Genomic DNA, 14,339 nt, shown 5'->3' on the forward strand with positions numbered 1-14,339 from the left:
GCAAGGAGAACATTTCCTTGTCGCTTTTTTTGTGTCCGCTGTGATGACGGCCGCCTGAGCAGCCGCAGCATGTTGCCTGAGGCAAGCTCGAGCTCGCGGCGGCGCCGTTGACCTCGGCGTCGGGACGGCCGGGGATAGAGTCGCGAGCATGACGATCGACGTCCGTGACGACCTGGCTCCCACCGGCGTGCTCCGCGCGTCGATCAACCTCGGCAACCCGGTGCTCGCCCAGGGCACGCCCGAGCAGCCGGGCGGTGTGACCGTCGACCTCGCCCGCGAGCTCGCGCGCCGGCTCGAGCTGCCGGTCGAGTTCGTCTGCTTCCAGGCGGCTCGCGAGTCGTTCGAGGCGCTGACCGACGGGCGCGCCGACCTGGGCTTCCTCGCCATCGAACCGGCCCGCGCCGGCCAGGTCGCCTTCACCACGCCGTACGTGATCATCGAGGGCGTGTACGTCGTGCCCGCGGACTCGCCGATCACCACTCCCGCCGAGGTCGACCGTCCCGGCATCCGGGTCGGCGTGAAGGAGGGCTCGGCGTACGACCTGTTCCTCACCCGCACCCTGAAGCACGCCACGATCGTCCGCGGCGCCGAAGGCGTCGACCTCTTCCACACCGACTCCCTCGACGCCGGCGCCGGCATCCGCAAGCCGGTCGAGGAGTTCGCCGCCCGCACCCCCGGCACCCGCGTCGTCCCGGCCCGCTTCATGGAGATCCGCCAGGCCGTCTGCACCCCCAAACGCCACGCGGACACCACCATCTGGCTCACCGACCAGATCGAGAACCTCAAAGCGACGGGTTTCGTCGCCGCGTCCCTGAAGGCCTCCGGCCGCCTCGACGCCCAGGTCGCCCCGCTCAGCGACTAGCGGTCACGGCAGGGGTCAGCGGGAACACGGAAGCCAGGGGCCCCTCCGAGGGCAGTTCGGAAGGGCCCCTGGAGTTCGGGGTCAGCCGGGGAACTTCAGGCGGACGATGTAGTTGTCGATCGTGGTGGGCGAACCGCCGTTCATGTCGTTGTTCGTCGAGGTCAGCCACAGGGCGCCGTCGGGGGTCTTGGTGATGCTGCGCAGGCGTCCCCAGCGGCCCGCGAACAGGGCTTGGGGAGTGCCCACACCGTTGCCTGCGGCATTGATCTGGGTGACCCACAGCTGCCGCCCGGTGACGCCGGCGACGTAGATCCAGTCGTTGACGATCTCCACGCCGCTCGGTCCGGCCTGGGAGGTGGACCAGGTCCGCTTCGGCGCGATGTACCCGCCGCAGTCGCCGATCGTGCCCTCGCAGGCGGGCCAGCCGTAGTTGCCGCCCTTCTGCACGAGGTTCAGCTCGTCCTGGCTGTTCTCGCCGAACTCCGCCGCCCACAGTTGACCGCGCGAGTCCCACGCGAGCCCTTGCGGGTTGCGGAAGCCGAGGCCCCACACGTAGCGCGCGTTGCCGCCGTCGCTGACGAACGGGTTGTCGCTCGGCGCCGTACCGTCGGGGTTGATCCGCAGGATCTTGCCGTTCAGTGAGCCGCGGTTCTGCGAGTTGCCGGAGTTCTTCGCGTCACCGACCGCGGCGTACAGCTTGCCGTCCGGACCGAACCGGATCCGGCCGCCGTTGTGGTACCGGTTCTTCGCCAGTCCGGTGAGCACCGGCTCCGACGTCGTCGCGAGGACGCCGTTCTCGTACTTCATCCGCACGATCCGGTTGTCGTTCGCGGCCGTGTGGTAGAGGTACACCCAGTGGTCGGTGCTGAAGTTCGGCGACAGCGCGAGGCCGAGCAGCCCACCCTCGCCGGTGGTCGTGACCGCACCAGGCACCTTGCCCAGCGTGGTCTTCTGCCCGGTCGACGACACCAGCAGGAGCTCGAACCGGTCCCGCTCGGTGACCAGCGCCGAGCCCGACCCGTCCGGCAGGAACGCGACGCTCCAGCCGAGGTCGACCCGCGCGATGTCCCGCTCGTACTCCGGGATGCCGCCCGTCCCACCACCGCCGGTCCGGACGGTCACCGCGTTGCTCGGCCCGGACGCGTTGCCGTCGGGGTCACGCGCCTTCACGGTGAACGTGTACGCCGTGTTGGCGGTCAGGTTCGTCACGGTCGCGGTGAGCGAACCAGTGCTGGAGACCAGCGTGCTGCCCTGGTACACGTCGTACCCGGCGACGCTGCCGCTGTTGTCGGTCGAGGCGTTCCAGGCCAGCGAGACGCTGTTCGCCGTGGCGCCGGTCGACCGCAGGTTGCCCGGGACGGTCGGCGGCTGGGTGTCGCCGCTGACCGGTGTGGTGAACGTGACGACGTTGCTCTGCTGCGACGCGTTGCCGGCGGCATCGAACGCACCGACCGACACGTCGTACGCCGTGTTGGAGGTCAACGTGTCGACGGTTGCGGTCAGCGTGTTCGCGTCCACCACCTTGAGCACGTTGCCGCCGCGGTTGATCTCGTACCGGACGACGCCGACGTTGTCGCTCGCCGCCGACCAGCTGAACGTTGCCGCGTTCGACTTGATGTTGCTGACGGCAAGGTTGCTCGGCGCGGACGGCGGCTGCGTGTCGTCGCTGGTCGGGTTGACCGTCAGCTTGTCGGCGTTCGGGCCGCCGTCGGCGGTGGTCGCGCGGGCGCGGATCTTGTTGCTCCCGGCCACCAAGGACAACCGGACCGTCTTGGTCTGCCAGTTCGTCCACGCGCCGGTGCCGGGGAAGGTGATCCCGACCGCGCCGGCGACGCCGTTCACGGTGAAGTCGAGCGGCCGGGCGGCCGTCGTACCGTTCGCGTACCGCAGGGTGACGTCGGCCGGGCCGGCGGTAGGGGACTGGACGGTCCACTCGACGTAGCTGCCGACCAGGTTGTCGAAGTTGACGAAGCCGCTCCCGGTGAAGCCGGCGTGGTTCGACTCGACCACGCCCTGCGAGATCAGCGCGTTCTCGGCCTGGTAGTCGGTGGGCGCCGCGACCGCGGAGGGAGCGGCGAGCGCGAGCGTCACGGCGACGGCGGTCAGACCTGCCACCGCCGTACGCCGGGCAGAACGAAGCCTCATCGGGCGGTCTCCTGACTTCCTGGGGCGGGAGGAGCAGCAGAGGAGCCAACACTGATAGGCAGGAAGGTTTCCTAACTATCCGCGCCGATCACACCACCGTCGGTGAGCCGCTGTCAAGATGCCGGAATGCGCCTGCCACGGCTCAGTCCGAGCGGACCACCGCACCGATCACGTCGTTGAACGCCTCGGTCGAGGACGGATGGGTGAAGATCGAGCTCTGCAACGCGCTCGCCGTCACGCCCTGCCGCATCGCCAGCGCCACCACGTTGATCAGCTCCTGCGCGTCGACGCTGAGCAGCGCCGCGCCGAGGATCTGGTCGGTGTCGAGGTCGATCACGAACTTCATCGCGCCCCGGGTCTCCTCGACGATGTACGCCCGCGGCATCGCGACGATGTCGGCGACCGCCTGGTACCCGACCTTGATCCGGTGCCCGGCCGCCCGGGCCGCCTTCTCGGTCAGCCCGACCGTCGCCAGCGGCGGCGACATGAACAGCGTCTGCGGTACGGCGACCCGGTCGGTCGTGGTCCGCTTGCCGTCGCCGATCAACTGGTCGAGCACGATCCGGCTGTCGTCGAGCGAGATGTAGGTGAACTGCGGCCCACCGTTGACGTCGCCGAGCGCGAAGATGTGCGGCTGCGCCGTCCGCAGGTACTCGTCGACCTCGACTGCGCCGCTCGCCGTCGTCCGGACCCCGGCGTTGTCCAGCCTCAGCGCCGCCGTCGCCGGCCGTCGCCCGGTCGCGGACAGGATCGCGTCGGCGCTCAGCGTGTGCTCGCGACCGTCCTTCTCGTACACCACCGTGTCGTCGCCGCGGATCTCCAGCACCCGCGCACCGGGCACGATCCGGACGCCCTCGTCGGTCAGGATCCGCTCGGCGACGGCCGCGATGTCGTCGTCCTCGCGGCCGAGAATCCGCGGCGACGCCTCGAGCACGGTCACCTGCGCCCCGAACCGGCGGTAGATCGAGGCGAACTCGATCCCCAGGTAGCCGCCGCCGATCACCACCAGCCGGTCCGGCAGGTGGGTGGTGTGGATCAGGTCGACGTTCGTCACCGTCAGCGGGCTGTCCCGCAGCCCCGGGATGTCCGGGATCACCGGCTCCGAGCCGGTGTTGATCAGGATCGTCTCGCCACGCACCTCGACCCGGCCGGCGCCGGTCTCGACCGCGATCGTGTGCGGGTCGACGAACGACGCCTCACCGGTGATCAAGGTGATCGTCTCCGCGCCGTCGAGGGCCTCGAAGTTGCCGGCCCGGAACGCCGAGGTGATCGCCTGGACCTCGCCGACCGCCCGCTCGAACCACTCCTGAGGTGGGTCGTTCGCGCGGCGCTGGCCGGAGCGGTGCACCAGCGCCTTGGTCGGGACGCAGCCCACGTTCGGGCAGGTGCCGCCGTACATCTGGTCGGACCGCTCGATCAGGACGACGCGGCGTCCGAGGCGGCCCAGGGTGCCGGCGGCGATCTTGCCGCCCTTGCCGAAGCCGATCACGACGACATCGGCCTGGAGGAGGTTCTCTGAGGTCATAGCCGTAGTGTCGGTCGCTACGCTTGAGACGGACCAGTCGTTCTCAACTCAGATTTCGGGCGTATCGTCTCATGGACTCGATCACTCACCTGCTCGCGCTGGCCGACCTGCAGGCCACCCTCGACAAGCGCTGCCTGCTCGCCGGCGCGACCGAGATGAAGGTTCCGGCGTACGGCGAGACGGATGCGACGTTCCACCTGCTGCTCGACGGCGAGTGCGCCTTCGAGGCCCCGTCGGGCTCGTTCCCGTTGCGGGCGGGGGAGGCGGTGATCCTGCCGGGGAGTCCGCCGCACTTCGTCCGCACCGAAGGGATCGAGCCGCTGCGCGGAGTGGTCGACGCGCCGGGCCCGGCGTTCGGGACGCTGCGGAGTCAGGCCGGCGGGGAGCCGGTCATCGACCTGTTCTGCGGGTACTACACGCCGGGATCCGCGGCGGGCGTGATGCTGTTCCGCAGCCTGCCGGACCCGTTGATCGTGTCGCTGGCCGACGACGACGCCGCCGTCCGCGCGTTGTGCACGATGATGCGCGGCGAGGCCGGCAGCCCCGGTCCGGGCGCCGGTGCGATCCTGACCAGTCTGTGCGAGGCCTTGCTGGCGATGATCCTGCGCCGGTCCGCGGGGGAGTTGGCCCCGGCGCCGCTGTGGACAGCCGTCGAGGACCCACGGATCGCGGGAGCGATCGACGCCGTACTGCGGGAGCCAGGCGCGGACTGGTCGGTCGAGCGGCTCGCGCAGGTGGCGGCGATGTCGCGCGCCACGTTCGTCCGGCACTTCGGCAAGCACACCGGGACGACGGTGAACGCGCTCGTCACCCGGATCCGGATGATGGTCGCGGCCGATCTGCTCGGTCGCGACGAGCTGACCGTGGCGACGGTCGCGGCCCAGGTCGGCTACCAGTCGGAATCGGCGTTCAGTCGGGCCTTCCAGCAGGCCACCGGCAGCACGCCGGGCCGGTTCCGCCGACTCGGGCCGACGCCGTGAGCGCGGTCCCCACTGGCCGATTGGGCGGTATGCCGTATACCATTGGCACCTAATAGAATAGGAACGTGGAGGGGAGTATTCCCCCGGGCCCCGCTTCGACCGGGACCCGCAACGGCAGTGTCGTCATCACGGAAGGCCTGGGCGGCCGACCCGGTGCTGCCGGTCCGGGCGTGAGCTTACGCCCGGGCGGAAGAGACCTCCGGACCAGTGCTGTCTGTCGTCGTCCGGAGGAACCGTCATGGTCTCAGTCATGTCCCCTGCCGTCTGGGTGCTCACGATCGTCGGGTTGCTGGCGATCGTCGCCTTCGACCTCGTGGTGATCGCCCGCCGCAAGCACACCGTCACGATCAAGGACGCCACCCGCTGGGTGCTGTTCTACATCGGTCTGGCGGCGCTGTTCGCGGTCGGCCTGTTCGTCTTCAGTCCCGGCGCGAGCGGGGGTGAGTTCGTGGCCGGCTACATCACCGAGTACAGCCTGAGCGTCGACAACCTGTTCGTGTTCGTGATCATCATGGCCCGGTTCGCGGTGCCGTCGCTGGCCCAGGACAAGGTGCTCTACATCGGCATCGTGGTCTCGATGCTGCTCCGCGCGGTCTTCATCCTGGCCGGTGCGGCCGCGATCTCGGCGGCCAGCTGGGTGTTCTACATCTTCGGCGCGTTCCTGGTCTACACCGCGGTCAAGCTCGCGCTGGAAGGCGAGAACGACGAGCAGGACTTCCAGGAGAACGTCGTCATCCGCGGGATGCGCAGGATCCTCCCGCTGACCCACGACTACGACGGCAGCAAGCTGGTCACCCGGGTCGACGGCCGCCGGATGCTCACCCCGCTGGTGATCGTGATCTCCGCGATCGGGATGGCGAACGTGATCTTCGCGCTCGACTCGATCCCGGCCATCTTCGGGCTCACCCAGGACGCCTACATCGTGCTGACCGCGAACGCGTTCGCGCTGATGGGCCTGCGTCAGCTGTACTTCCTGATCGGCGGCCTGCTCGAGCGGGTGATCTACCTCAACGTCGGGCTGTCGGTGATCCTCGCGTTCATCGGCGTCAAGCTGATCGTCGAGGCGCTGCACGGCTCGCACATCGACGACATCGGCGCGATCCACCTGCCGCACATCGGCATCGCGACCTCGCTCGGTTTCATCGCCGGCACCCTGTTCGTCACCACCGTCGCCAGCCTGGTCAAGTCCGGCTACGACCGGCGCCGGCTGGAGACCGAGGCGGACTGACCCACCGAGCCGCGAAAACCGTTGTTTTCGCCCGTGATTCACCCGAATGATCCCTGCCCGCAGGGGTACCATCGAAGTGCCTGGCCCGGCCGTTCCCCCGTGATGGTCGGGTCAGGTCTTTCGCGTTCTAGACGGGTTTGCGGTACCGCGGCTGCCGGGTGTCCTCGCGGTAGCCCAGCGACTCGTAGAGCGCGATGCTGCCGGTCGGGTTCTCCGCCAGGGTCCAGATGCCGCTGGTCGTGATGCCGTGGTCGAGGAGCTGGGCGTGGTTGGCGCGCAGCAGCGCCGACGCCAGGCCCTGACACCGGTACGCCGGGCGCACGCCGACCCACGGAGTGTCGGCGACACCGTCCTCCTCCTCGGCGCTGATCACCCACCCGGCCAGCTGGTCGCCGTCGTACGCGAGCGTCCACAGCTCGTGGTCGGGGAAGTCGTCGGCGGCCTCGCGCTCGAACTCCTCGAAGGTGTCCTGGACGTAGCCGAGGCTGCGATCGCTGAACACCTCCGCGTTGGCCTCGAACACGACGCGATGCTGGTCGGAGGAAGCGGCGCGGAGCTCGAGGCCGGGCGGCAGATCGGTGAGCGGCGCGCCGTCGAGGTCGAGCGTCAGGTGAACGCGGGTGAAGGCGACCTGGTAGCCGGCCGCCTGCAGGAGCGCTTCGACGGACGGGTCGTGCTCGCGGGTGTTGCCGCCGTACAGGCGGTGCCGTCGGTGGGATTGGCGGCGAGGTGGTCGCGGGCTTGGGCTTCCTGCCAGGCGAGGATCTCGCGTCCGTAGCCGCGGCCGCGGAAGACCGGTTCGACCCAGCCGAGCAGCAGGTAGAGCCGGGTGCCGTCGGACTCGTCCCACCACCGCATCGCCGTGCAGCCGATCAGCTTGTCGTTGTCCAGGGCAACAAATTCCGGAGTGAAGCCGGCCCGGACGGCGTCGACGCCGTCGGTCACCGCGAGCGCGCGCAGGTCCATGGGCGCCGATTATCCCGGTGCGGCGGCCGGTGCGCAGCTGGATAATGGCCCGATGCCCAGCTCGCCGTACGACGTCGCTGCCCTGCTCGGTCTGGCGGTCGAGAAGCTCGAGGAGATCCAGCGCACCGATCCGGGCGATCCCGGCAACGGCGTCTGGTTCCTGTGGACTGACGCCGGGGAGTGTGTCGTCCTCCGGCGCTACCACGTGCTGCGCACCGAGCTGGACCTGCTGTTCGAGGCGAAGGTGCTCGCGCATCTCACGAACCGGGGGTGGGAAGTGCCGAGCACGGTCGCCGGTCCGGTCCAGTACGACGGGCGGCTGTGGGCCGCGACGCGTTTCGTACCGGGGCAGGCGCGGCGCGACGAGACGCCCGAGCAGCGGGCCGAGCGGGGTGCGGTGCTGGCGCGGCTGCACGCGGAGCTGCGCGATCTCGAGATCGACCTTCCGCAGCGGGAGGGATTCTTCCAGGGGTGCGACCTGGTGGCGATGGGCAACTTCCAGGACTGGGCACCGGGGGTTGCCGCGCTGCGGCCGCGGCGTCCGGATCTCGCCGACCGGGCCGACCGCGCGATGGCCGGCGGCCTCAAACTCGTTGCCGAGCGCAACTTGCTGGATCTGCCGCGGACGATCGTGCACGGCGACTTCGCCGAGTGGAACGTGCACTTCGAGCCGCTGGGCGTGATCGACTTCGACCTGGCGCACCTCGACAGCCGGAGCTGGGAGTTCGTGATGGCGAGGGTGCACCGTTCACCGGAGCTGCTCACGGCGTACCAGCAGCAGGCGACCGAGCTCGGAATCCCGTTGTCCGCCGGGGAGATCGCCGCGATCGAGCCGCTGGAGCGGATCTTCCGGATCAACATGGTGATGGCCGAGCTGTGGACCGGCCGGCACACCGGCGTCTTCAACCTCGAGGAGATCGAGAAGCAGCTGGACCGGACCGGCTGGTGAAGCAGCGCCGCCGCCCGCGATACTTCGGCTGTGCCGAGACTGAGTGAGCCCGCGCTGCCGGCGGGGACCGTGCGGGACCTGCCTCAGCCGGCGATGCCGGGGCTGCGGCCCTGGCGCGACGGCGACGCTGCGGCGGTCCGTGAAGCCTTCAGCGACTCCGACACCCAACGCTGGCACGTCCTGCGGATCGACGACGACGCCGAGGCGCTGGAGTGGATCGCTCAGTGGCCGCGGCGCTGGGCCGCGGAGGAGGCCGCCAGTTGGGCGATCGTGGGAGACGACGACCAGGCGCTGGGGCAGATCGGGCTGCGGGGTCTCGATCTCGCCGAGGCCAAGGCGCACCTCTCGTACTGGGTGGTGCCGTCCGCGCGCGGACGGGGCTTGGCCGGGCAGGCTGTCCACACGCTGACCGACTGGTGCTTCGGGTCGCTGCGGTTGCGCCGGCTGTCGATCGAGCACTCGGTGCACAACGAAGGCTCGTGCCGCGTCGCCACGACAGCGGGATTTCCCCTCGAGGGCACGCTGCGTGGGTCGATGCTGCACGCCGACGGCTGGCACGACGCCCACAGCCACGCCCGGCTCGCGACGGACTGACCAAGTCCTGACATACTGAGCGCTGCCCATTTACCGGAGCCCGCCAGGAGAGTCGTCATGCCGGACGCGCCGTTGCGCATACTTCAGGTCGGGGCGGGCGCGATGGGCCGGACCTGGCTGCACACGATCGCCAACTCCCCGGACGCGGAGCTGGTCGGACTGGTGGATCTCGATCTCGACCTGGCGCAGCAAGTGAGCGAGAACGAGCTGGCCGCGCTGGTGCCGGTGGCCCGCACGCTGACCGACCTGAAGGACGTGACCGGCGCCGACGCCGTGGTCAACGTGACCGTGCCGGGCGCGCACAACGCGGTCAACGAGGAAGCCCTGCGAGCCGGCCTGCCGGTGCTCTGTGAGAAGCCGATCGCGCCGACCGTCGCCGACGCGCAGTACATTGCGGGCGTCGCCGAGGAGACCGGGAAGCTGCTGATGATCAGCCAGTCCCGCCGGTACCTCAACCAGTTCGCGGCGCTGAAGCAGGCGACCGGCGAGCTCGGCCGGATCGCGAGCGTGTCGTGCGAGTTCGCCAAGGCGCCGCACTTCGGCGGCTTTCGCGAGGAGATGCCGTACCCGCTGCTGGTCGACATGGCGATCCACCAGTTCGACTCGGCCCGGGCCCTGCTCGGCGCCGATCCGGTCAGCGTGTACTGCGAGTCGTACAACCCCGGCTGGAGCTGGTTCGCCGGTGACGCGGCCGCGACCGCGATCTTCGAGTTCCCCGGCGGTGCGCGCTTCGTCTTCCACGGCAGCTGGGTCGCGCCAGGGCAGGAGACCTCCTGGAACAGCCGCTGGCGAGTGAGCGGCGAGCGCGGTACGGCGTTGTGGGACGGCGACGACGCGCCCACGACCGGTGATCCGCTGCGGTCGGTCGCGGTCGGCGAAGCCCCCGAGCAGACCGCCGGCTCGCTGGCCGAGTTCGTCGCCTGCGTGCGGACCGGTGCGCCGTCGCAGGCCGATGCGCGCAGCAACGTTCTGTCGCTGGCGATGGTCGAGGCCGCGGTCCGGTCGGCCACCGAGCGCCGCCGGGTCGAGCTCGCCGAGGTGCTCGGGGGCTGAACCGCAAAGTCTTGACATGGTCGGCGGAAAGCAGTTGACTGCGACATAGTTAACGTGAGAAACAAACTGGTCCGGACCGGAGGCAGCCGCTCAGAACGCCTCCGCTCCGGTTGACCGTACTGCCCGGACCCGCTGGTGCCACCGGTGGGTCTGTTCGCCGTTCCCGGAACAGTTCGATGCCTTGGGCAATCGCGTGAACCCCTTGCAAACTTGGGGTTTCGCCGCCTTGGTCAACATCGGGTATCGACCGCCGTAATGGCTCTTCCGCAACGCCGCGTTCTGTGTCATTCTCCCGGAGAAGAGTTCCGAGATCCTATCGGATATCGGTTCCACTGCGAGCGGTGCGCAAGCCGTCACAGCACGTGCAGGACCAGGAAAGGGATTCGGGAGTGAGTTCAACGATCGAGGTGAACCCGGCACCACCGGCGTCGGTGGTGCCCCAGGCGGTGGCCACCGTGCGCCGGCGGCCGACCCGCCGGGCCGCGGCCGGCCGCAGCTTCCGCCGGCACTGGCAGCTGTACCTGCTGATGGTGCTGCCGCTCGCGTACTTCGTGATCTTCAAGTACGTCCCGATCTCCAACGCGGTGATCGCGTTCAAGGACTACAGCCCGATCAAGGGGCCGTGGGGCAGCGACTGGGTCGGTTTCCGGAACTTCGAACTGTTCTTCCAGAACCCGGTGTTCTGGACCCTGGTGAAGAACACGTTCTTCCTGGCCGCCTACACCGTGCTGGCCAGCTTCCCGATCCCGATCATCCTGGCGATCGCGCTGAACGAGATCCGGGTCGGGGTGTTCAAGAAGACGGTGCAGCTGGTCACCTACGCGCCGTACTTCATCTCCACCGTGGTCGTGGTCTCGATGACGATCCTGGTGCTGTCGCCGCAGCTGGGCTTCGTGAACGACGCGATCGGGCTGTTCGGCATCCCGAAGGTCGACTTCCTCGGCAACCCGGACTACTTCCGGCACATCTACGTCTGGTCCGACGTCTGGCAGACCACCGGGTACTCCGCGGTGATCTACCTGGCCGCGCTGGCCGGGATCGACCCGGCGCTGCACGAGTCGGCCCGGATCGACGGCGCCAGCCGGCTGCAGCGGATCCGCAACGTCGACCTGCCCGGCATCATGCCGACCGCGGTGATCATCTTGATCCTCGGCGTCGGCAACATCATGTCGATCGGCTTCGAGAAGGCGTTCCTGCTGCAGAACCCGCTGAACCAGTCGCAGGCCGAGATCATCGCCACCTACGTCTACAAGACCGGTCTGCTGAACGCCGACTTCTCGATGGCGACCGCGATCGGGCTGTTCAACTCCGTCGTCAACCTCGTCCTGCTGGTGGTCGTGAACTTCGCCGCCAAGCGGATCACCGGGAACGGACTGTGGTCATGAGCGTCTCTGTGCAGAACCTCCGGCGGACCGGACGGGGTCCGGCCGACTCGCGGCGGACCGCGATCGAGGAGACCCGGACCGACAAGATCTTCCTGGTCGGCGTGAAGATCATGCTCTGGATCGCGCTGATCGCGGTGGCGCTGCCGCTGATCTACATCGTCGCCAACTCGTTCAGCAGCGCGTCGGCGGTGAGCGCCGGCCGGGTGCTGCTGTGGCCGATCGAGCCGAGCATCAAGGCCTACCAGGAGGCCTTCGGCGATCCCCTGATCATGAAGGGCTACCTGAACTCGTTCATCTACGCGATCGGCGGCACGCTGATCAGCGTCTCGCTGACGATCGCGATCGCCTACCCGTTGTCGCGCAAGACGCTGTTCGGCCGCAACGTGATCATGAGCGCGCTGATCTTCACCATGCTGTTCTCCGGCGGGCTGATCCCGACGTACCTGGTGGTCCAGGACCTCGGCATGCTGAACACCCGCTGGGCGATGGTGATCCCGAGCGCGATCGGCGTCTGGCAGGTCATCATCGCGCGGACCTTCTTCCGCTCGACCATTCCCGACGAGCTCTACGAGGCCGCCACCATCGACGGCGCCAGCGACCTGCGCTTCCTGTGGTCGATCGTGCTCCCGTTGTCCAAGCCCGTGATCGCGGTCATCGCCTTGATGTACGCGATCTTCCAGTGGAACAGCTACTTCGACGCCCTGATCTACCTGAAGGACCCAGGCCTCTACCCGTTGCAGATCGTGCTGCGCAACGTGCTGATCCTGAACACCCTCTCCGGGTCGACCACCACGACCAACCTGGCGCAGCAGCTCGAGCAGCAGCAGCTGGCCAACGTCTTGAAGTACGCGCTGATCGTCATCTCGAGCCTGCCCGTACTGGTCATCTACCCCTTCGTCGCCCGCCACTTCACCAAGGGCGTGATGGTCGGCGCAGTCAAGGGCTGAACAGCCCATCCAGAAAGGAACACCGCAATGCGCTCATCCGTGCGCACGGTCACCGCGCTCGTCGCGGCCGGCCTGCTCGCCACCCTGGCTGCGTGCAGCTCCGACAAGTCCGACGGAGCAGCCAACGAGACGACGGCCGACGGCAAGACGATCATCGATGTCTTCACGCCGGCCGATCAGACCATGAACCTGGACACCAACTCGGTCACCAAGATCATGAGCGACAAGTTCAAGCTGCAGTTCCGCTGGCAGACCACCACGTTCGACGCCGGTCCGGCCAAGGAGAAGCGGCAGATCTCGCTGGCCAGCGGCGACTACCCGGACCTGTTCTTCCTGATCCCGTGGGTCGACGGCTTCAGCAAGGCCGAGGTGCTCAAGCTCGGTCAGCAGGGCGTCGCGATCCCGCTCGAGCAGCTGATCAAGGACAACGCCCCGAACATCCAGAAGTTCCTGGACGAGAACAAGGCCTACAAGGAGGAGTCGACCACTCCGGACGGCCACATCTACGCGCTGCCGCAGTGGGCCGACTGCTACCACTGCAGCTTCCCGAACAAGCTGTGGATGAACTCCACCTGGCTGAAGAAGCTCGGCCTGCAGCAGCCGAAGACGCCGGAGGAGCTGCGCACGGTCCTGAAGGCGTTCAAGACCCAGGACCCGAACGGCAACGGCAAGGCCGACGAGATCCCGCTGACCGCGGACACCCAGGACGGCACCCTGATCTCGTACCTGATGGGCGCGTACGCCTACCCGCCGGTCGGTGCGAACAACGGCGTCCAGGGCCTGATCACGCTGAACGGCGACAAGGTGGTCACCCCGCTGACCACGCCGGAGTGGCGCGAGGGCCTGAAGTTCATCGCCTCCCTCTACAAGGAGGGCCTGATCGACCAGGGCGCGTTCACCCAGAACGCGGCGGCGCTGCAGGCCCAGGGCAACGACCCGAAGGCGGTCCGGATCGGCTCGGCCTCGATGCTGCACCCGTACATCTTCGTGCAGTCCGACTCCAAGGACGGCCGTGACAAGCAGTACGACGCGGTCCCGCCGCTCACCGGCCCGAACGGCAAGAGCTACGCCGGCGAGCAGTACCTGCCGACGCTCAACTACACCTTCATGCTGACCAACAAGGCCAGCAAGGAGGCGCAGGTCGCCGCGATCAAGATGCTCGACTACATCTTCACCGACGAGGGCCAGATCATCACCAACAACGGCCCCGAGGGTGTCGGCTGGAGCAAGCCCGCTCCTGGTGACGTCGGCCTCGACAAGGACACCAAGCCGCTGTACAAGCCGGTCCAGAACGCGCCGAAGAACATCAGCTGGGGCGCGCTCGCGCAGTACCACAACGTGCTCGCGTTCCGGAACGCGCAGGTCACCCCGACCGACATCTACACCGGCGCAGGCTACGAGCGGCGGCTGTTCCAGGCGACCAAGCAGTACGACGGTCACGGCGACCGGGCGCAGGTGTACCCGCAGGCCGTGGTCTGGCCGGACCCGAGCCTGAGCGGTGAGCTGGCCACGCTGCAGACCAACCTGAACAACTACGTGACCCAGAACCAGCTGGCGTTCATCACCGGTTCGAAGAACATCGACTCCGACTGGGACACCTACGTCAAGGGTCTGGACAGCACCGGCATGCCGCGCTTCCTGGAGATTAACCAGCAGGCGTACGACAAGTACAAGTCCGGCGCCAAGTAACAGCAACCGAAGGAAG

General features: G+C 68.3%; 13 protein-coding genes. 9 read left to right on the plus strand and 4 right to left on the minus strand.

Annotated elements, in window-relative coordinates; all coding sequences use genetic code 11:
- Positions 1 to 148 precede the first annotated feature (148 nt).
- Positions 149 to 862: a transporter substrate-binding domain-containing protein gene (locus ABD235_RS00835; RefSeq protein WP_344167709.1), complete on the plus strand. Its 714-nt coding sequence runs from the start codon at positions 149 to 151 to the stop codon at positions 860 to 862.
- A gap of 81 nt (positions 863 to 943) precedes the next feature.
- Here ABD235_RS00835 and ABD235_RS00840 read toward each other — a convergent pair whose 3' ends face one another.
- Positions 944 to 3,007, minus strand: coding sequence for a PQQ-dependent sugar dehydrogenase (locus ABD235_RS00840; RefSeq protein WP_344167712.1), 2,064 nt, complete (start codon positions 3,005 to 3,007; stop codon positions 944 to 946).
- A gap of 142 nt (positions 3,008 to 3,149) precedes the next feature.
- Positions 3,150 to 4,532, minus strand: a complete 1,383-nt coding sequence (locus tag ABD235_RS00845; RefSeq protein WP_344167715.1) for an FAD-dependent oxidoreductase — start codon at positions 4,530 to 4,532, stop codon at positions 3,150 to 3,152.
- A gap of 71 nt (positions 4,533 to 4,603) precedes the next feature.
- Between ABD235_RS00845 and ABD235_RS00850 the strand changes: the two genes are divergently transcribed.
- On the plus strand, positions 4,604 to 5,512 hold the full coding sequence (locus ABD235_RS00850; RefSeq protein ID WP_344167718.1) for a helix-turn-helix transcriptional regulator: 909 nt from the start codon (positions 4,604 to 4,606) through the stop codon (positions 5,510 to 5,512).
- A 250-nt stretch (positions 5,513 to 5,762) separates the two neighbouring features.
- Entirely contained in the window at positions 5,763 to 6,740 is a 978-nt protein-coding gene (locus tag ABD235_RS00855) for a TerC/Alx family metal homeostasis membrane protein (RefSeq protein ID WP_344167721.1), read from the plus strand.
- A gap of 127 nt (positions 6,741 to 6,867) precedes the next feature.
- On the opposite strand, the gene ABD235_RS00860 is transcribed toward ABD235_RS00855, so the two are convergent.
- Both ABD235_RS00860 and ABD235_RS00865 read right to left on the minus strand, forming a co-directional pair.
- Positions 6,868 to 7,263, minus strand: coding sequence for a GNAT family N-acetyltransferase (locus tag ABD235_RS00860; RefSeq protein WP_344167724.1), 396 nt, complete (start codon positions 7,261 to 7,263; stop codon positions 6,868 to 6,870).
- Positions 7,264 to 7,346: 83 nt separating this feature from the next.
- Positions 7,347 to 7,706 (minus strand): GNAT family N-acetyltransferase, encoded by a 360-nt coding sequence (locus ABD235_RS00865; RefSeq protein WP_344167727.1) that lies wholly within the window; start codon positions 7,704 to 7,706, stop codon positions 7,347 to 7,349.
- A 52-nt stretch (positions 7,707 to 7,758) separates the two neighbouring features.
- Between ABD235_RS00865 and ABD235_RS00870 the strand changes: the two genes are divergently transcribed.
- The 6 genes from ABD235_RS00870 (at position 7,759) to ABD235_RS00895 (ending at position 14,323) form a co-directional block, all read left to right on the plus strand.
- Positions 7,759 to 8,655: a phosphotransferase enzyme family protein gene (locus ABD235_RS00870; RefSeq protein WP_344167730.1), complete on the plus strand. Its 897-nt coding sequence runs from the start codon at positions 7,759 to 7,761 to the stop codon at positions 8,653 to 8,655.
- Positions 8,656 to 8,685: 30 nt separating this feature from the next.
- Positions 8,686 to 9,249: a GNAT family N-acetyltransferase gene (locus ABD235_RS00875; RefSeq protein ID WP_344167733.1), complete on the plus strand. Its 564-nt coding sequence runs from the start codon at positions 8,686 to 8,688 to the stop codon at positions 9,247 to 9,249.
- Positions 9,250 to 9,306: 57 nt separating this feature from the next.
- Entirely contained in the window at positions 9,307 to 10,302 is a 996-nt protein-coding gene (locus tag ABD235_RS00880) for a Gfo/Idh/MocA family protein (protein WP_344167736.1), read from the plus strand.
- A gap of 389 nt (positions 10,303 to 10,691) precedes the next feature.
- Positions 10,692 to 11,687: an ABC transporter permease gene (locus ABD235_RS00885; RefSeq protein WP_344167739.1), complete on the plus strand. Its 996-nt coding sequence runs from the start codon at positions 10,692 to 10,694 to the stop codon at positions 11,685 to 11,687.
- Positions 11,684 to 12,634, plus strand: a complete 951-nt coding sequence (locus ABD235_RS00890) for a carbohydrate ABC transporter permease (RefSeq protein ID WP_344167742.1) — start codon at positions 11,684 to 11,686, stop codon at positions 12,632 to 12,634. The genes ABD235_RS00885 and ABD235_RS00890 overlap by 4 nt, the downstream gene beginning before the upstream one ends.
- A gap of 27 nt (positions 12,635 to 12,661) precedes the next feature.
- Positions 12,662 to 14,323, plus strand: coding sequence for a type 2 periplasmic-binding domain-containing protein (locus tag ABD235_RS00895; protein ID WP_344167745.1), 1,662 nt, complete (start codon positions 12,662 to 12,664; stop codon positions 14,321 to 14,323).
- Positions 14,324 to 14,339 lie beyond the last annotated feature (16 nt).

It is taken from the genome of Kribbella lupini, from assembly GCF_039529595.1.
In the GTDB taxonomy this organism is placed as follows: Bacteria; Actinomycetota; Actinomycetes; order Propionibacteriales; family Kribbellaceae; genus Kribbella; species Kribbella lupini.